At 68.1% G+C, this 18,164-nt stretch carries 14 protein-coding genes and 3 pseudogenes; 11 read left to right on the top strand and 6 right to left on the bottom strand.

Going from position 1 to position 18,164, the window contains the following annotated elements; genetic code table 11:
* Nucleotides 1–96 precede the first annotated feature (96 nt).
* Nucleotides 97–1,461 (bottom strand): ISNCY family transposase, encoded by a 1,365-nt coding sequence (locus tag ABZX90_RS09640; protein WP_355203013.1) that lies wholly within the window; start codon nucleotides 1,459–1,461, stop codon nucleotides 97–99.
* Nucleotides 1,462–1,817: 356 nt separating this feature from the next.
* Here ABZX90_RS09640 and ABZX90_RS09635 point away from each other — a divergent pair, with 356 nt between their 5' ends.
* Nucleotides 1,818–2,777, top strand: coding sequence for a LysR family transcriptional regulator (locus tag ABZX90_RS09635; protein WP_351132368.1), 960 nt, complete (start codon nucleotides 1,818–1,820; stop codon nucleotides 2,775–2,777).
* Between the two features lie 39 nt (nucleotides 2,778–2,816).
* Here the strand turns inward: ABZX90_RS09635 and ABZX90_RS09630 are convergent.
* A pseudogene (locus ABZX90_RS09630) lies at nucleotides 2,817–3,149 on the bottom strand (M24 family metallopeptidase); the annotation flags it as partial.
* 406 nt (nucleotides 3,150–3,555) lie between these two features.
* Between ABZX90_RS09630 and ABZX90_RS09625 the strand changes: the two are divergent.
* A complete protein-coding gene (locus tag ABZX90_RS09625; RefSeq protein ID WP_355203011.1) occupies nucleotides 3,556–5,385 on the top strand; it encodes a collagenase in 1,830 nt (609 codons plus the stop codon).
* A gap of 78 nt (nucleotides 5,386–5,463) precedes the next feature.
* On the opposite strand, the pseudogene ABZX90_RS09620 reads toward ABZX90_RS09625, so the two are convergent.
* Nucleotides 5,464–5,712, bottom strand: a pseudogene (locus ABZX90_RS09620) (transposase); the annotation flags it as partial.
* A 127-nt stretch (nucleotides 5,713–5,839) separates the two neighbouring features.
* Here ABZX90_RS09620 and ABZX90_RS09615 point away from each other — a divergent pair.
* The 6 genes from ABZX90_RS09615 to ABZX90_RS09590 all read left to right on the top strand — a co-directional run bounded on the left by ABZX90_RS09615 (nucleotide 5,840) and on the right by ABZX90_RS09590 (nucleotide 10,376).
* Nucleotides 5,840–7,093, top strand: a complete 1,254-nt coding sequence (locus ABZX90_RS09615; protein ID WP_355203008.1) for an IS256 family transposase — start codon at nucleotides 5,840–5,842, stop codon at nucleotides 7,091–7,093.
* Nucleotides 7,094–7,519: 426 nt separating this feature from the next.
* Nucleotides 7,520–7,945 (top strand): hypothetical protein, encoded by a 426-nt coding sequence (locus tag ABZX90_RS09610; protein WP_351132363.1) that lies wholly within the window; start codon nucleotides 7,520–7,522, stop codon nucleotides 7,943–7,945.
* 49 nt (nucleotides 7,946–7,994) lie between these two features.
* The gene (locus tag ABZX90_RS09605) at nucleotides 7,995–8,798 is read left to right on the top strand and encodes a helix-turn-helix transcriptional regulator (protein ID WP_355203005.1); all 804 of its coding nucleotides are present in this window, start codon (nucleotides 7,995–7,997) and stop codon (nucleotides 8,796–8,798) included.
* Nucleotides 8,799–9,029: a DUF397 domain-containing protein gene (locus ABZX90_RS09600; protein ID WP_351132359.1), complete on the top strand. Its 231-nt coding sequence runs from the start codon at nucleotides 8,799–8,801 to the stop codon at nucleotides 9,027–9,029.
* A gap of 496 nt (nucleotides 9,030–9,525) precedes the next feature.
* Nucleotides 9,526–9,897 carry a hypothetical protein gene (locus ABZX90_RS09595; protein ID WP_351132357.1) on the top strand — a complete coding sequence of 124 codons (372 nt, stop codon included), beginning with the start codon at nucleotides 9,526–9,528 and terminating at the stop codon, nucleotides 9,895–9,897.
* 65 nt (nucleotides 9,898–9,962) lie between these two features.
* Nucleotides 9,963–10,376: a hypothetical protein gene (locus ABZX90_RS09590; RefSeq protein WP_355203002.1), complete on the top strand. Its 414-nt coding sequence runs from the start codon at nucleotides 9,963–9,965 to the stop codon at nucleotides 10,374–10,376.
* A gap of 37 nt (nucleotides 10,377–10,413) precedes the next feature.
* Here the strand turns inward: ABZX90_RS09590 and ABZX90_RS09585 are convergent, their stop codons facing one another.
* Together ABZX90_RS09585 and ABZX90_RS09580 are read right to left on the bottom strand one after the other, a co-directional pair.
* Nucleotides 10,414–10,635 carry a hypothetical protein gene (locus ABZX90_RS09585; protein WP_351132353.1) on the bottom strand — a complete coding sequence of 74 codons (222 nt, stop codon included), beginning with the start codon at nucleotides 10,633–10,635 and terminating at the stop codon, nucleotides 10,414–10,416.
* Nucleotides 10,636–10,746: 111 nt separating this feature from the next.
* On the bottom strand, nucleotides 10,747–11,220 hold the full coding sequence (locus ABZX90_RS09580; RefSeq protein WP_351132351.1) for a hypothetical protein: 474 nt from the start codon (nucleotides 11,218–11,220) through the stop codon (nucleotides 10,747–10,749).
* A 179-nt stretch (nucleotides 11,221–11,399) separates the two neighbouring features.
* Here ABZX90_RS09580 and ABZX90_RS09575 point away from each other — a divergent pair.
* From ABZX90_RS09575 to ABZX90_RS09565, 3 genes and pseudogenes are all read left to right on the top strand, one after another.
* Nucleotides 11,400–11,897 (top strand): annotated as a pseudogene (locus tag ABZX90_RS09575) (HAD-IA family hydrolase); the annotation flags it as partial.
* A 501-nt stretch (nucleotides 11,898–12,398) separates the two neighbouring features.
* Nucleotides 12,399–12,827 carry a hypothetical protein gene (locus ABZX90_RS09570; protein ID WP_351132349.1) on the top strand — a complete coding sequence of 143 codons (429 nt, stop codon included), beginning with the start codon at nucleotides 12,399–12,401 and terminating at the stop codon, nucleotides 12,825–12,827.
* Entirely contained in the window at nucleotides 12,824–16,225 is a 3,402-nt protein-coding gene (locus ABZX90_RS09565; protein ID WP_355202998.1) for a tetratricopeptide repeat protein, read from the top strand. The genes ABZX90_RS09570 and ABZX90_RS09565 overlap by 4 nt, the downstream gene beginning before the upstream one ends.
* Nucleotides 16,226–17,186: 961 nt before the next feature.
* On the opposite strand, the gene ABZX90_RS09560 is transcribed toward ABZX90_RS09565, so the two are convergent.
* Nucleotides 17,187–17,951 carry a cyclase family protein gene (locus tag ABZX90_RS09560; protein WP_355202995.1) on the bottom strand — a complete coding sequence of 255 codons (765 nt, stop codon included), beginning with the start codon at nucleotides 17,949–17,951 and terminating at the stop codon, nucleotides 17,187–17,189.
* Between the last annotated feature and the right edge of the window lie 213 nt (nucleotides 17,952–18,164).

Raw genomic sequence — 18,164 nt, 5'->3', positions numbered from 1 at the left:
GAGCCTTAGCTACTTGCCCCTGAAAAAGGTTCAGCCTGGTGGCAGGGCTGATGTGGGAAGGCGGCGGTATGTCGTCGGCCTGCCGGTGGTCTCTGTTCACCGGCTGAGGACGGCCATCCGGTGGAGGTTGTAGGCGAGGATCCCGAGTCCGGCCCAGATCTGGGCGCCGGACAGTCGGCGGAGGCGGGTGCGGCGGAAGCCGAAGCTGCGCTTGAGGTGGCTGATACGGGCTTCGATACCGACTCTCCAGCTGCGCATCCGCCGGAACGGGCGGCTGCGTTCGTACTCCCGGCGAGCCTTTCCCGGGGTTCCGTTCCATTGGAGACCGATCCGCCCAACCCCGAGCTCGGCGAGCGCCCGGTCGTTGGCCGCGGTGCCGAAGCCGCGGTCGGCGACCACGGTTCCCGGCACCCGGCCGACCAGCGCCGTCACCCGCTCGACCGAAGGCACCAGCTGCGGGGCATCGGCCGGGTTGCCGCGGTGGACCTGGTGATCGGCAACGAAGCCGTTCTCTGCCTCGGCCACCAGCGCGGTGTAGCCGAACTGGGTGGGGTGCTGGGGCTTGCCCTTGCGGATCGGCCGGGCGTCAGGGTCAGCCAACGACACCAGGCGGTCAGGGATCTTGCGGGTCCCGGCCAGCCGTAACGCAGTTTGTTCCAGCAGGCGTCGAGTGCCCGCCACCGTCTCGGTCAGCTCACCGACCAGGTGTGCCAGCCGCCCCGACGGCCGCCCGCGCAGTGCGCGCCTCGCATTGTGCTCGACCGCGGCCACATCCCGCAGTGTCGCTGCCGCGATGGCGGCGACCTCGCCAGTGAGCCGGTCGATCTCGCCCAACGCCTGCCCGGTGCGACGACGCAGGGTGCGGGAGATCTCCTTCAAGCGGCGCCCTGCTGATCGGCTGCGGTCCCGGAAGCGGGTGCGCCTGGCGGCGCCGGCCGCCTTGATCCGACGCACTGGTCGGCCCAGCTTGCGCACCCCGTGCTCCAGCAGGTCAGCGTCCGTGGGGTGATCGATGTCGGCTTCGATCACGGTGGTGTCAATGCGCAGCTTGCGGCACCGCAACAGCTTGTCCTCCACGAGCTTGCCCAGCAGTGCGGCGTTGAGCTGCTCGCTGGTCTGGGGGCCGCCGCGGCGTACGAGTTCGATCAGCGTCGTCGGGTGAGGAACCGGGGCGGTCAGCGGGATCCGGCAGAACCGCCGCCAGCTCAGCGAGTCCGCCACCTCACGGCACAGCGTCTCGTAGCCGAGCTGGTAGCGGTGCTTGAGGTACAGCAGCCGCAAGAGCGTCTCGACCGGAACCGACGGCCGCCCCAAGCGTTCGGCGAACACCGCCCGCCACGGTGCGATGAACCGCTCGTCATCCAAGTAGGCATCTATCCGGGCCAGTTCGGCGGACAACTGCCGCGCCGACTCCGGCAGTACCTCCCACCAGGAGTCCTGCACCCCCGCGACACGCAACACCGCCACCACCCCCGGCCGCCACGACCCACCTCCACTGTCGCGGCCACCGACAGCCCGCACCAGCACTCCCCACAGCTCAGCGCAGCGGCAACCCCGACTTCTTCAGGAAAAAGTAGCTAGTATGCCGGGAGTCAGGCAGCGTGCGTTCTTTTGGGACAGACAGACAGGTGAAGCCCCTGGCAGATGGGTTTTCGACCAAGAAAAGTCCATCGCCAGCAGAGGCTTCACGTGCTTGTGTGTCCGTCCGGCGTCGACGTGTCCAGCTCCACCTCCGCTTACTGACCCCGCGATGAACCACCGATAGAGTCGCCCGGTGGCCGCGGACGGCAGGGGCGTCGAGACGAGGAGCCCGGACGATGGACCTGGAGCTTCGGCATCTACGGACCTTGTGTGCGATCGCCGACGCCGGGAGTCTGGGGCGGGCCGCGGCACTCCTGAAGTACTCGCAGCCTGCGATGAGCACCCAACTGCGCCGGATCGAGCGGCTCTTCGGTGAGGACTTGTTCGTGCGTACCGCGTCGGGAGTCGAGCCGACCCAGTACGGCCTTGAGGTCCTGAGTCAGGCGCGCGACATTCTGGCCCGTGCGGATGCCATCAGGCGTCGTCCGACGGGAGACGGCGTCGGAGCACCCCGGGTCCTGCGCCTTGCGGCGACCAACTCGCCCGTCCTGTCCGGCATGGTCGTCCGTATACGCAGCCGGAGGCCTGATCTCACGCTGACGGTGAGCAGCGTCTACCCGTCGTCGGAGATAGTCGAGCACTTGGAGAAGGGCGAGCTGGACGCCGCGATCGCCGCGGACTACCCCGGAATGGAGCTGCGGCACTCCGCGGCCGTGGCGCATCGTGAGATCGTCAGCGAACCCGCGTTCGTAGCCCTGCCCGCCGGTCACCGGCTCAAGCACCGCATGGAGGTCCCCCTCGCCGAACTCGCCGACGAGGCCTGGTTCCTGACCCCCGACGACGGTGCCGGCTGGCCGGGCGTGTTCTACGCGGCCTGCGCGGCAGCCGGGTTCACGCCCGCGGCCGTCCATGAGTACCTCGGTGACCGGCTCCAGCTCCAGGACATGATCGCCGAGGGACTCGGCGTCTCCATCGTGCAGGCTACGACCCGGCCGAACCAGGGCCTGATCGTCAAACCGCTGACCGGCACACCGCTGTGGACCCGCTATCTGCTCGCATGGCGCCGCGACCAGGTCACGGAGGACATAACGGAGACACTGTTCAGCTCCGCGCACGCGTCCTACCGCGACCTCATCACGCGGTCGGCGCACTTCCAGGCGTGGGCGGCGCAGACGTTGCATCTGCCGCGTTCCTAGGGCCAGCTACGGCGGCGCCCCGCGCCTTGGGACGCAGGGTCAGACCAGGAGCTCGCCCATCCACGCCTCGATCGCCGACGCGGTGCGCGGCAGCGCCGACGACATGAGGCGGGCGCCGTCCTCCGTGACGACCAGATCGTCCTCGATGCGCACGCCGACGCCGCGCAGCTCCGGCGGCAGCGTCAGGTCGTCCGGCTGGAGATACAGGCCCTGCTCGACGGTCAGGACGTGGCCCGCTTCCAGGACGCCGTCCAGGTGCTGCTCGGCACGGGCCGCGGCGCAGTCGTGGACGTCCATGCCCAGCATGCGGCCGCTGCTGCACCACGTGTAGCGGCGGAACAGACCGCTCTCGGGCTCAAGGGGCTCGTCCGGCGTCTGTGCGGCCGGATCCGGTAGTCGCAGTCGTTGCTGCGCACCTTGAGGACGCCTGAGGGAACGACGAGCCGTTCGCCGTCAACTGCCTCTGCGGGCACGGATGTTATGGCCCGCCCCTCCATTGTCGTATCCCTCAATCCGTTGTCATTGGCCACTGCGAGTGGGACGTTCCCCCCACGCCTCGCCGCTCGTGCTCGAAGCGACCCCCACTCACGAAGGAGCATTGATGCGTCGTCGACCTGCCCTGCCCGGATTCGATTCCGGAAGTCCGTCCAGATTCGTGTCCAGATTCCTGGCCGTCAGCCTGGCGGCCAGCGCCCTGATAGCAGGCCTGTTGGCCGCACCGGCCCTCGCAGCAGCCGGACCAAAGACGGCCACAACGGCTGTTCCCACGACCACCGCCTTGACCAAGCCCAAGCCGCGCGCGCTGTCGCCGCTCGGCACGAACACCGCTGTATCCGATCAAGCAGACGTCCAGAGCGGGCGACTGGCCGCCGCCCATGTCCGGCCGCTCAGCCCGCAGTTGCCGCAGACCTCCTCGACCTCGAAGACCGTACGGCCCCCCAAAACCACGAAACACGCGGCAGCCGCGTCGTGCACCCCGGCCGACTTCGGCACCCGTGCCGGATCCGAACTGGTCGCGTACATCCAGGACTCGACCACCGACTGCATCAATACGCTGTTCGGCATCACCGGCACGGACGCCCGCAACGTGTTCCGCGAGGCGCAGATGGTGACCGTCGCAAGCGCCTTCCAGAACGCGTCGCAGACGTATCCCGGCGACAACTCCACCCACGTGTGGCAGCTCGTGCTGTTCCTTCGCGCCGGCTACTACGTGCAGTACAACGACTCGGCCGACGTCGGCGACTACGGCCCGACCCTGGCCGCGGCCACCGAAGGCGGACTGGACGCGTTCACCGCCAACTGCCACTTTGTGGACGTCAGTTCGGAACACGGCAACGTCCTGGGCGACGTCATCATCCTGACGGACAGCGCCAACGAGCAGGCTCGCTACCTGGACATGTACAAGCGAGTGCTGAACGCCTACGACAGCTCCTACGACGCCTACTGGAGCATGGACACGGCCGTCAACGACGTTTTCACCCCGCTCTTCCGCGGCCACTTCAACCCCGCGTTCATCAGCGCGGTCACCGCTGACCCGAGCATCATCGACACGCTGAACTCGTTCGCCCTGAACCACATGTCGATGCTGAGCGGGACCTGGTACTTCATGGCCTCCAACGCCGGAACCGAGACGGCGCGTTTCCTCGACACGGCCGGGCTCCAGGACAAGGTGCGGCCGATGGTGAAGGGCCTGCTCGGCGCCTCCTCGATCACCGGCCCGACCGCTCCGCTGTGGGTCGGCGCCGCCGAGATGACTTCCGCGCACGACGCGGCCCGATGCTCGTACTACGACACCTGCGACCTGACGTCCAAGCTCACTGCGGCGGCACTCCCCATCACCTACAAATGCGATGACGAGCACACTTTCCTGACCCAGTCCCTGACCGGCTCGGCGCTCGCCGAGGCCTGCAAGAGCGTGCAGGGACAGGACGCCTACTTCCACGGCATTGTCAAGGACAGCGGCCCGGTCGCCGACGACCGCAACACCAACATCCAGATCGTCGTCTTCGCGAGCCCCAGGGACTACCGGACGTACTCAGGCTGGATCTTCGGCAACAGCACCAACAACGGCGGCGAATACCTGGAGGGCAACCCCGCCGACCCCAACAACCAGGCCCGCTTCGTCGCCTACGTGAAGAGCGTGGGCGACGGCTTCCCGGCGGACATCTGGAACCTGAACCACGAGTACACCCACTACCTCGACGGCCGCTACGACACGTACGGCGATTTCTCCGCGGGCCAGACGGTCCCGGACATCTGGTGGATCGAGGGCTTCGCCGAGTACGTGTCGTACAGCTACCGGGGCGTGCCCGACACGGAGGCGCTCTCCGATGCCGGGAAGCGCACCTACGCCCTGAGCACCCTGTGGCAGAGCACGTACGCCAACTCCGACCTGACCCGCACCTACCCATGGGGCTACCTGGCCGTCCGCTACATGATTGAGAACCACCCGGACGACGTGCAGGCCATGCTCACCAAGTTCCGCACCGGCGATTACGCCGGAGCCTATGCGGTCTACAACACCGGCATCGGCACCCGTTACGACGCGGACTTCGCCGCCTGGCTCGACACTTGCGCGGCCAGCACCTGCCGGGGGAGCAGCAGCTGACCGAGCCCTGACGGCTGAGCCAGTCGCCGCCTGCCCCTGCCTCTCCCTGTCACCCCGCGGCCTGACAAAACGGCGGGGTCGCCGCAGCCGGCCGGCATCGATGTGTCCACGGGCCACAGCCGCGTAGAGCCCTCCATGGCCGCGGCGGTGTTCTCCCACCAGCGATAGTTCAGCCAGCGACCTCACCGGTCGGTCGCCGCACAGGATGGCATCAGCCAGCTCGAACAACGCGTCCGAACGAGCGGTCAGACAGGCGTAGAACTCGCCCCGGAAGCATGACAGTTGTGTCAATGCCCCTGATCGGGTGTCGTGATGCAGCAGACTCATCTTCACGGCCTTCGTGCTGGACGTGTGTGTCGCGAAGCGGGTATCCGGGAGGGCGTACCTTCCCGAGGGATCTACAAGTCACCGAGTAGAGGCCCGCGTTCGCAGCGCGGGTCGGGAAGGCACGCCCGTGCTCAGCGTAGTGAATACCGACGGCTCGACCGAGCCCGGCTCTCTGATCGACGAGATCGTCCGTGAGGGCGCCCGGCGGATGCTCGCCGCCGCGCTGGAGGCCGAAGTCAACCAGTACATAGCCGAGTTGGCCGCCGAGACGGACGAGGCCGGGTGCCGCCTGGTGGTCCGTAATGGTCACCACCGGCCCCGCACCGTGACCACTGCCGCAGGTCCCGTCGAGGTCACGGCCCCGCGCGTGAACGACAAGCGCGTGGACGCGGCCACTGGCCGGCGGATTCGGTTCTCCTCGAAGATCCTTCCGCCCTGGTGCCGCAAGTCCCCCGAGGTCAGCGAAGTGCTGCCGCTGCTCTACCTGCACGGATTGTCCTCGGGGGACTTCGTGCCCGCGCTGGAGCAGTTCCTCGGCAGTTCGGCCGGGCTGTCGCCGGCCACCGTGACCCGGCTGACGAAGCAGTGGCAGGACGACCACACCGCATTCCAGCGGCGTGACCTCGCGAGCAGCGACTACGTGTACGTATGGGCGGACGGAGTGCACCCCAAGGTCCGGCTCGGGCAGGCGCACTCCTGCGTCCTGGTGCTGATGGGCGTGCGCCTGGACGGCACCAAGGAGCTGATCGCGCTGGCCGAGGGGCTGCGTGAGTCGACCGAGTCGTGGGCCGACCTGCTGCGCGACTGCCGCAGGCGCGGCATGCGCGATCCCGAGCTGGTCGTCGGCGACGGCGCGATGGGCCTGTGGAAGGCACTGGCCGAGGTCTTACCGGGCGCCCGCCATCAGCGGTGCTGGGTCTACAAGTTCCGGAATGTCACGAACGCCCTGCCGAAGTCCGGACAGCCGGGCGCGACGAAAGCGATGCAGGAGATCTACAACGCTGAGGACCGCGCTCACGCCGAGAAGGCGATCGAGGCGTTCGCGAAGACCTACGGCGCCAAGTTTCCCAAGGCCGTTGCAAAGATCACCGAGGACCAGGAGGAACTGCTGGCGTTCTACGACTTCCCGGCCGAGCACTGGATCCACCTGCGGACCACGAATCCGATCGAGTCGACCTTCTCCACAGTCAAGCTCCGCACCAAGGTCACCCGCGGTGCCGGCAGCCCGGCCGCGGCCCTCGCTATGGTGTTCAAGCTCGTCGAGTCCGCCCAGGACCGCTGGCGCGCGGTCACCGGAGCCCACCTCGTTGCCCTGGTCCGCGCCAGCGCCAAGTTCGAAAGCGGCACCCTCATCGAGCGTGAGCAGGCCACGGCGGCCTGACAGCCCCTGTCGCTTTTCGCGCCGTGGCAGGGAGAAGGGTTTTGCGTTCCCGGGCCCTCCACGCCACACATCCGTCCTGGCAGCAGGTCTCCGCCTACGTGAGTGATTACGTGTTTTCCCCGATGCCATGGAGACATGCGGCGACGAAGCTCGTTCACGAGCCGCGCATCGGCGCAGGCTGGACGCCCTGGGGCGCCTTCACTTTCGAGGCGGAGCCGGTTCAGCCGACCGTCGCGTCGTCGGCCGGCGATCAGCACCAGAGCAGTGCAGGGAAGGCAACGCGTGAACCGTCAGCAAATGGAATTCCATGCCTCGTGCGGGCACTTGATCTCGGCCCCGGCCGACCGTGCTGGGCAGAACGTCCGTTGCCCCCACTGTCACCGGGTGGTCCCAGCTCCCGCTGTCGATGTTCCGTACGCTTCGCCCGTGCTCACGCCCGGCTCTGTTCCCGAGCCGACCACGTCGGTGGAGCCGGCCGCCCTGACCGCCCTCTACGTGACCGCCCTCATCGCCGGTGTGCTGGGGGCCGCCTGTGTCTATCTGGTCATGTTCAACGATCTCGACGAGTCCGAACTGGTCACGATCACTCCGCTGTGGTTCTTCCCGATCGTCTTCGGCCTGTACGGCTTCGTCTCCCAGCGGCTGTTGCGGCGTATCTCCGCGGGGCACGCGGGAACCCTCAACCAGGCCGCCCGCATGTCGATCGATGTGGCCGGTTTCTGGGCGCTCCCTGCGTTCTTCCCGTTCCTGGTGCTGAGATGGCGCAGCTCCCTGCTCGTGTCGCTGGCGGCCGCGGTCTTCTGGGCCGTACTGCTGTGGTTCTTCTTCGCAGCGGTCTTCCCGACTCTCTGAGCGCGGTCACCGCATCACCTGGCGCAACGATAGAAAGCACCGATGGGAGTTGCACGAGCAGTCGGGCAAGACACTGGCCGAGGTCGGAGCGATCATCGAGGTCAACCAGGGGTCGCTCAGCCGCATCATGAACGGCGACCGCGGCACGACCCCGGTCCTGGTGAAGGCGATGCTCGACTGCTACGGCGTCACCGACCCCGCCGTCCGGGAGGACATCCTGGATCTGGTCCGCGCCGATCAGGCCCAGCGCAAGAAGTGGTGGGGCAAGTACTCCGCGATCATCAACACCACGCAGTACGGCGGTTACCTGGAGCTGGAGCAGAGCGCGACGTCCTTGAGCTCCTACGAGCCGCAGCTGATCCCCGGGCTGCTGCAGACACCCGAATACGCCCGCCAGGTGATCACCGCGATGCGTGTGGACCTGGACGCCAAGCAGGTCCAGGCCCTGGTCGACGTGCGCATGAACCGCCAGAACATCCTGGCGCGCGAGGAGGCCCCGAAGCTGTGGGCTGTCATCGACGAGGCAGCCTTCCGCCGCATCGAGTCGAAGCCGGCCGTCCTCAAACAGCAGCTGGAGCACCTGCTGGACGTTGAGCCCCGGCCCAACATCACGCTGCAGCTTCTACCGTTCGAGATCGGGTTCCACCCCGGCTTGTACGGATCGTTCATGCTCATGGGTTTCCCCGAGCCCAACCCGGACGTGGTGTGGGTGGAAAATCTGACCAAGTCGTTGTACTTCGAGGGGTCGGAAGACGTGGGGCGTTACACCGAGGTCTTTGACCATCTGCGGGCCACGGCCCTCGGCCCGCCCGAGACCCGCAGCCGTATTAAGAAAATGCTCAAGGAGCTGTAAGTGCGCAACACCAAGCCCAACCCCGCAGAGCTGGACTTCTCCGGCGTCACCTGGGAGAAGAGCCCGTTCAGCGGGGGCAACGACAACTGCGTGGAGTCCGGCGTGATCGGCGACCTGGTCGCCGTGCGGGATTCCAAGCGGCCCGAGCAGACCCCGCTCGTCTACACGCGGGGCGAGATCGGGGCTCTCCTGGCCGGAGCGAAGGCGGGCGCCTTCGACCACCTGGCATAGCCCCATCCGGCGGCCCGGGAGGGCTGTGTCCGGCAAGATGGCCGCGGCCGGCCCCAAGCCAAGTGGGGTCGGCCGCCGTCGTCATCTTCCCCCACCAGCGCACCGAAGCCGCGAACACCTTGGCCTGCGGCACCCGACGCGCCAACTCGGGTGTCAAGAATGCGCCAGACCAGGCGGGGCTGATGGCTGATCACCACCTCGCGTCGCCCGGTCGGCAGTGGTCACAGTGGCCTGATGGACCCAGGACTCGCCGCCGTTCTCGGTGCCATCGTCGGAGCTGTCGGTACGGGCGCGACAGGCGTCGCCACAGCACTGCTGGACCGAAGTGCCGCCCGCCACCAGACCCAGATCGAAACCCTCCGGACGCTGCGCGATTCCCGCAAAGCGGCTTGCCTCACCTTCGCGGAGGTAGCGGAGCGCTATCTCGACCTCCTGTCCACGACCCTGCTGCCCATCGGACGCATCGAGCGCTTCCCGGAGCAGCGCGAAAACCTGATTGCGAACGCCCACAACCACTGGAAACGGGCGCTCAGATACCGGCAGAACGAGGTCCAGCGAGCCAGGACCGTCCTCGCTCTGGAGAGCCACGCGTCCCGTCGCCGATGCCGCCTCCGCGTGCTCGGCGGCGTTCGCCCTGCTCAGCTACGCGGCAGGCAACACCATCGCCGGTCTCAAGGGGGAGGAGCTGGACTCCGGTCCCCTCAAGCCACCCAACGCCGGCTTCGTCGACTTGTTGGCCGAGAACGGCATGGACGGACACAACCCCGACCTCGGACTCCTCCAGAAGCAGGCCGCACAGGCGTACACGGCGTTCCTGCAGACCGCGGCCGATGCTCTCAGGGAAGCCGCGCTCACCCCGGCCCGGTAGCCGCCGAGGCTGGCTCAGAGGGAATCCTGGACCGATTGTCAGTGCCCCGCGCGACCATGGCGGTCATGACGACGGACCAGACTTCGACCAGCGAGCGGCAGATCCCCGCCCGGGCCTCCACCGTCGGGCCCGGCTGGGCCGCCCTGCTCGGCCAGCTCCATCGCGACCTTGCCGCCCTCGACCCCGCCTACCGGATCGAGGAGTTCGCCACAAAGTTCGGCGGCCTGCGTATCACCACCGCCGACCGCTTCGAAGGCGGCGAATTCGACGGCGAGTTCGCCGACCGGGCCACCGCCCTCACCGACGCCGCCGAGAGCGCCGCCGAGCAGACCTGCGAAATGTGCGGGCGGCCGGGACGCCCCCGCTTCCACGGGGACCAGCACCACACCTGGATCATCACCCTGTGCGAGATCTGCCACTCCATGCCGCGGACGACGGCCAACTCTCCTCTGAGGCTCCGGCGGCGCGCGGTGATCTGATCTGCGACGGCAACGAAGCGAGCACCGACGACGCAGGTCACGAAGGGCCGGACGGCTCGACGTGGGTGGACACGCGGACCTGGTCGGCGCCGCGGTTCCTCACGCTGGTGGATACGCGGATCGGCCCTCCGTCGGCACCGTTCGCATCGTGCACCATCTCGTCGGACCGTACGTCGACCTCGAAGTCCGCATCGATCCGATAGCCGGCATCGATGTCCATCGGCTCGAAGGCTTCCGCGGATAGAACCTCCGCCTGCACGAACTTCCCTGAGCCCAGGTGGACGGCGATCCGCGGTCGGCAGGGCTTGTTCGACGACCACCCTGCGCTCAACTGGCGGCCGGACTCGGCATGGGGATCGCGACCGCCCAACTATCGGACCGGTCCGCACTCATCGACCATCAGGGTCGGATCCGACAGAAACACGTTCCGATCGACGGGGCCGTAAGCGATGTTGAACGTGTCGAGCCAGTACGACCACTCCCGCATCGTCGTCAGCCCCGTGAACCGATAGTTCAACTGCCAACGCACATAGTGACCCGGGCCTAGACGCACGGCCGGGGGCCTGCGCGGCCGAGGCGGCAGACCAAAAAGAGGCTCCACGTGCGCCTGCACACTGAGCCGACCGCCCTCTTCGCGCAGACTGACGCCCGCCTCACAAAGATCTTTCGTGGTCTCGCGCGGTTCGAAACCGTCCTGCTCCGCCATGTGAACGAAGTGAACGAGGGAGGAAGGAACCTGCGGCAACGGCAACCCGACCGGCGCTGCATTCCTGCGGGCAGCGGCCTCTCCACCCCTGGACTGCTTCGTCCAGGACGTCCTGATCCACTGGACCGTGATCTCCATTGCGCCCGCCTTTCGCCCTGGAGCCTACGGTCGAACATGCCTTGAACGTCCTCCGGTCCGACACAGCTACCCGTTGCCGGTTTTCACCAACACACCGCACAACCAGTGACCCAGACCGTTCGCCGGACTCCCCCACCAGCGTTCTCCGATTTCACCTACGCAGCCAGACCGTCCACCCAGCCGGGAGCCTCGGGAGCATCAGCGAACGAGAGGTCCACGAGCAGGTGGCAGCACGCCTGGGGCTCGACGCGCCCCGAGTCGAAGCCTTCAGCGCTGATATCTAGACAAAATATCTGGGGACACCGAACGAGGAACTCATCGCCTATGCGCGAGGGCTCCGGGGGATGTGCAGGCTGGAAATCCTGAACAACAGCTTCGCCGGTGCCCGGGAGAGAGACGACGCTGTACCACTTCGCCGAACGGTTCGAGCAGATCGTCTACTCGCACGAGATCGGCATCGATAAGCCAGACCCACGTGCCTTCGAGGCCGCATGCGCCGGCCTGGAGGTGCAGCAGCAGAGCTGTCTCTTCACCGACGACTTCGCACTCGACGTTGAGGCAGCCCAGACGGCAGAGATGCAGGCACATCGTCCGAGGGTGATGCCCGCACGATCACACGCATCGCGGCTCATCTGGACTCACGTCCCCAGATTGCAGCGGATGCCCTGCTCGGTTGACGTCGGCCTGGTCTGCCTTCAACACGACATGAAAGAGGCCTCCCGGCCGTATGCGCGCCGCTCGGCTGCGCCCAGGATCGCCGCGCACCTTGGGGCAGTCCGGACGCTCGCGTCGCGCAGTGTCCGACGGAGGGACGGTAAGGCTCCCAATTCCCCTTCGCCTACCGCTGGACCAAAGCGAGCGTGTCGATCACCGGCCGGTACGCGGTCGGAGTGGAACTCCAGTACGCCCAGCAGTTCGATCAAGCCCGTGCGGTAAGGGAGACAGCCCTCGCGCTGGGCAGGTACAGCGAATGTAGCGCCCCGGACGCCTGGTCAGCACACTTGATCACAGCACCGTAATGGGTTGTCTGGTCCACCGCGAGAGGAAAGCACCGATCTATTCGGTTCGGGGGATTACGGGGGCTCTGGACCGCTACGGTCGCACCAGAGCTGATGGCATGTCGGCCTGCGACCGAATCTTCAAGCCCGAAAGGGCTGTTACACAGCGGGTGATCACTGGTGGCTTTGACGGGGGCGGCACGGACATGGGTGTGGGTCACCGCGGTCCTGACGGGGCTGGCGACGGTGGGACTGTTGCTCGTAACAGTCCTGGCGGACCTGGACACGGCCGGACAGGCGGCGAGCGTGGCAGGCGCGGTGATCGGGTCGGCCGCACTGCTGGCCTCAGTGATCGCCCTGTTCCGCACCAGCAGCAGTGCCGCCGCCGCGAGCGGACGGCGGGTGCATGCCGGGCGTGGCGCGATCGCGGCCGGTGGCGATATCACCGGCTGCGCACTCGGGAAGGATTCGAAGGTGACCGGCCCCCATACGCCGCCGCGCAGCGTGCCGGTGCCGCGGGAAGGTGACCATGTGCGGGCGCGGCGGGAGGGAGTCGCGGTCGGCGGGGACATCACCGACAGCGCTCTCGGCGAGGGAAGCGAGCGATGAGCCGACTTCCCTGGCCGCGGCGCAGGGGCAAACCCGCGACGACGACGGCCGGCGCCGCGTCTATGGACGCGCAGGCGCCGTCCGGTGTGTCCACGGTGACTGCCGGCGCGGGCGCAATCGCGGTCGGCGGGGGGATCAAGGGAGCCGCGCTGGGCGACAACAGCCAGGTCACCTATATCGAGCACCAGTACGTCACCAACAGCAGCGTTCCGGTGCAGTGGCCCGTCCTCGTGGGCACCGTGCCCGTGCCGGCATCGGCCTTCCAGCCCCGTGCGGGTCTGCGGGCCGAAGTCGACCGGGCCCGTGGCCTGGGCGAGAGCGTGGTCCTGGCCAGCGAACCGGACGAGCGCTCCCCGGAGCAGCATCCGGGGACCGAAGCACGTACGCAGGTGCAGGTGATGTCCGGCGGTGGCGGGGTGGGCAAGTCCCAACTGGCCGCCGCCTACGCCCGCGATGCACTGCACGACGGTACCGACGTCGTGGTGTGGACGTCGGCGAGTGACGTCCAGCAGGTCGTCACCGCCTACGCCGAAGCCGCTCTGCACGTACAGGTACCCGGCCATACCGGGACCGACCCGGAAAGGGACGCCCGGACCTTCCTGAACTGGCTGGCCGCCACCGACCGCAGGTGGCTGGTGGTCCTGGACGACATCACAGAGCCGGACGCGATCGATGCATGGTGGCCCGACAGCCTGCGCGGCAGCGGCTGGACCCTCGCCACCACACGCCTCAAGGACCCGCTCCTCACCGGCGGCGGCCGGGCCCGCATCGACGTGGACGTCTACCACCCGGCCGAGGCAACCACCTATCTCACCACCCGGCTCACCCACGGCCGCAAGGCCCATCTCGTCGACGACCAGATCGGTGCACTGGGGCAGGCACTGGGCTATCTCCCCCTGGCACTGGGACACGCCGCCGCCTACATGCTCCGCGAAGAAGTCCCCTGCCGCCTCTACCTGGAACGGTTCACCGACCGCGCCGCTCACCTCGACGAACTCCTGCCCCGCTGGGCGGACACCGAACGCTACGGCCGGCAGATCACCACCACCCTGCTGCTCGCCCTCGACGCCACCGACCAGGCCTCCCACGGCCCCCTGGCCCGCGCCGCGCTCCGCATCACCGCGGTCCTGGACCCCGCCGGGCATCCCGCCGAGCTCTGGTCCGCCCCCGCCCTCCTCACCCATCTCACCGAGCACCGACTCGCTCCCCCACCCCGCCGAAGCCTCGCCTTCCTCCGCAGGACGCGACGTCCACGGCCCGTCAGCGGTGACGAAGCGCGGGCAGCCCTGAGCCTGCTGGACCGGTACGGGCTGATCACCTACGACAGCTCCGGCAGCGGCTTTCGTGCTGTACGAATCCACGCCCTCACCGCCCGCGCCGTGCGCGAAACCACCCCGCAAGGCCGGCAGCCGAGCATCGCCACCTCGGCCGCCGATGCTCTCCTGCAGATATGGCCTGTCCCCGACCAGGTCCAGCGTGAACTGGCCGGCGCTCTACGCGCCAACGTGGACTCCCTGACCACGCAGACCGGCGACCTCCTCTGGACGAAAGCCGCCCACCTCGTGCTCTACCGTGCAGGAGCGAGCCTTGTGGCCGCCGGCCTGCACACAACCGCCTTGGTCTACTGGGAACGCATGGTCGCCGACTGCGAGCGGTTCCTGGGCAGGAACCACCCCGACACCGTCACCACCCGCGGCAGTCTCGCCGCCCCCTACTGGCAGGTGGGGCGGACCGCCGAGGCCATCACGCTGCTGGAACAGGTGGTCGCCGACAGCGAGCAGCTCCTGGGCAAGAACCACTCCGACACTCTTGTCGCCCGCGGCAACCTCGCCACCTCCTACCGGCAGGCGGGACGGACCGATGAGGCCATCGAGATCGAGGAACGTGTGGTCGCCGGCTTTCAGCGACTCCACTGCAATGACCACCCTGACACCCTCACGGGCCGCTGCAACCTCGCCAACTCCTACCTGGAGGTGGGGCGGACCGATGAGGCGATCGCGCTGCTGGAACAGGTGGTCGCCGACAGCGAGCGGCTCCTGGGAGAGAACCATCCCGACACCCTCACCGCCCGCGCCAACCTCGCCAACTGCTACCGGCGGGCGGGACGGACCGACGAGGCCATCGAGATCGAGGAACGGGTGGTCGCCGGCTTTCAGCGACTCCTGGGCGAGGACCACCCCAGCACCCTCACGACCCGCGCCAACCTCGCCGCCTCCTACCGGCAGGCGGAGCGGACCGATGAGGCCATCGCGCTGCTGGAACAGGTGGTCGCCGACAGCGAGGAACTTCTGGGCAGAAACCACCCCGGCACCTTCACCGCCCGCCGCAGCCTCGTCACCTCCTACCGGCAGGCGGAGCGGATTGATGAGGCCATCCCTCTGCTGGAACAGGTGATTGCCGACAGCGAGCAGCTCCTGGGCAAGAACCACCCCGACACCCTCACCGCCCGCGCCAACCTCGCCGCCTGCTACCGGCAGGCGGAGCAGACCGATGAGGCCATTGCATTGCAGGAGCAGGTGGTCGCCGACTTTCAGCAGCTTCTGGGCGAGAACGACCTCAGCACCCTCGGCGTCCGCACCCACCTCGCCGACTTCTATCTGCAGGCGGGGCGGGCAGAGGAGGCCGTCGCGCTGCAGCAGCAGGTGGTCGCCGACAGCGAGCGGCTCCTGGGAGAGAACCACCCCACCACCCTCACGATCCGCGAAAGCCTCGCCACCTCCTGCCTGCGGGCGGGGCGGGCAGAGGAGGCCGTCGCGCTGCAGCAGCAGGTGGTCACCGGCAGAAACCAACTCCTGGGCAAGAACCACCTCGGCACCCCCACCGCCCTCGTCGACCGCGCCGAACTCGCCACCTTCTACCAGCAGGCGGGGCGGACGAATGAGGCCATCGAGCTGCATCAGGAGGTGGTCACCGACCTTGAGCGACTCCAGGGCGCGTCCCACCCCGACACCGTCACCGCCCGCGCCAACCTCGCCACCTCCTTCTGGCAGGCGGGGCGGACGAATGAGGCCATCGAGATCGAGGAGCACGTGGTCACCGACCGGAAGCGGCTCCTGGGCGAGGACCACCCCGACCTCGTCACTGCCCGCGCCAACCTCGCCGCCTCCTACCGGCAGGCGGGGCGGGCTGATGAGGCCGTCGAGCTGCAGCAGCAGGTGGTCACCGACCTCGAGCGACTCCAGGGCAAGGACCACCCCAGCACCCTCGTCGCCCGTGCCGCCCTCGCCACCTCCTACCAGCAGGCAGGGCGCACCGAGGAGGCCATCGAGCTGCAGCAGCAGGTGGTCACCGACTCTGAGCGGATCCTGGACGAGAACCATCCCAATAACCGTATTGCTCACAATGTTCAGTCCATATTGCGAGCGGTGAACGATGACCTCGGTCAGCGTCCGTCCTGAAGGACGCGCCCGGAGTACGGCGCAAAGATGCCCGGGCACGGCATCTGCCGCAGCACGCCTCACGGTCTCGTGCGATTCCGCCCGACCTCGGTTGATGCAGGTGCCGATCGTCGAAAACAAGGCGGACTTCTCGTCGTCGGTGGTGCTGAACTTCCAGATCGACTTGATGTGCGTGCAGTCCGTGGCGTAATTGCACCAGAATCGTGGTTGGTCGGTTTCCAGTCGACGGGGCCGCTTGTCGGACTTGGAGCAGTCGGAGGACTCCGAGGCGATCACGAGCTGCGGGTCTTCGAGGTGGGTGTCGGGTGCCGGAGGATCCAGCCGGCGACCGCCACGGGTACCGGCGCAGCAGCGGGGCTGCCCAGACGGCGTCGCCATCCCGGCGGCCGCCACGCGACTGCGCCCACCCCGCCTCCTTCTCACTCATCTTCAACCGGCCTGGGAAAAGCGGCTCCAGAGGGGATGTCAGCATCCCGACCACGGGCGAATTGCTGTGGTGAGCTGCGGGTATGCCCGCTGGGGCTTCGGTTCTCGCGCAAGAGATGACGCAAGAGATTTCGCAGGAGATGCTGCAGGAGATCGGGCTAGAGATGTGGTGCTCTCCGGGCCGGCTGCTGGAGAGCTGGCTGGCGTCATCGGGAGCGGCGGATGACGTGGAGGTAAGGCTCACCACAGCCAACTCATCAACTGCGAAGTTCGGGATTCCAGCAACGGGTCTCGCCGCGCGGCGACTACAGGCCAGCCCGTGGCTCAGCTGGCGAGCACGACCGGATGTTCGGGCGTACGACCCTCGGCGACCACCGGCGACACGCTTGCCGGTGGGAGCGAGGCGGTGGGCGAGAGTGCCGCCGCCTGCTCCCGTGCCGATGACGATGACGTCGTAATGCTCGGTTCCTGTCATGGGGGCGCCTCGGATGATGGGGGATGGGTGCGGGCAGGCCGGGACCGGTCGGCCCGCAGGTCAGAGGATGGCGATGGGGTTGACGGGTGAGCCGGTGGCTGCGGGGAGCCGCAGGGGTGCGACGACGCAGAGGAACGACCAGCGGTCCGCCTCTTCGCAGAGCGGCACCAGGTCCTCGAACCGCAGGTAGTCCATGAAGTGCAGCCCGAGGGCGTGGATGCCCAGGACGTGCACGGGGAAGTCCACGCCCTCGGTGAGGCTGGGGGCCGTGTCGTTGTTGCCGTCGCTGCCCAGTACGGCGACCCGGCGCTCGGCCAGGAACTCCATCGCGGCCGGGTGCAGGCCGGCCCGGCTGCGCGAGGCGTCCCACGGCCCTGCCTCCTCGCGCCTACGACGGTGACCGACGCGTACGAGGAGGATGTCCCCGGCGTGGACCCGCACGCCCTGGGCGGCCTCGGCGGCCCGGAGGTCGTCGGCGGTGACATGGTCGCCCGGCTCCAGCCACGGCACGCCTCGCAGCCGCGGGATGTCGAGCAGGACGCCCCGGCCGACAATGCCGTTCCGTACGAGGTCGACGGACAGGTCGGTCGCGCCCTCAGCGGTCACGGTGCTCGCGGGGACGCCGCCGTACAGCGTGCCGTCGAAGACGACGTGGCACAGCGCGTCGAGATGACTGTCGGCGTCACCGTGAACGTGCATAGCGAAGTGATCGGTCGCGAAGTGCAGCCCTGTGGCCGGGGCCTCGGCCTCCGGGCGGCTGGTGAGCCGGTGGCCGGCCGGGTGCGGATTGTCGGGAGCCGCGCCGGTCTCGATCGGAGACGACAAGGAGACCGTCAGGCCCGAGCGGACCTCGGCCGCCGCGGCGAGAACCGTCGCCGGTGTGATGGTGGACAGCGCCCCGCGGCCGCCGGTGGAGGTCGGGGATCCGGCGGTGTCCGCCCGCTGCCGCCGCAGGCGCTCATACAGGGCATCGAAGGCGGCACGGCTCTGTGGACGACCGTCAGGGCTCCTGACTTGTTCAATGGAGCCCAGATTTGA

The sequence above is a fragment of the Streptomyces sp. NPDC002935 genome (assembly GCF_040611295.1).
Classification (GTDB): Bacteria; Actinomycetota; Actinomycetes; order Streptomycetales; family Streptomycetaceae; genus Streptomyces.
The sequence above is the reverse complement of the archived record's forward strand: the minus strand, read 5'-3'. Positions and strand labels throughout refer to the sequence as shown.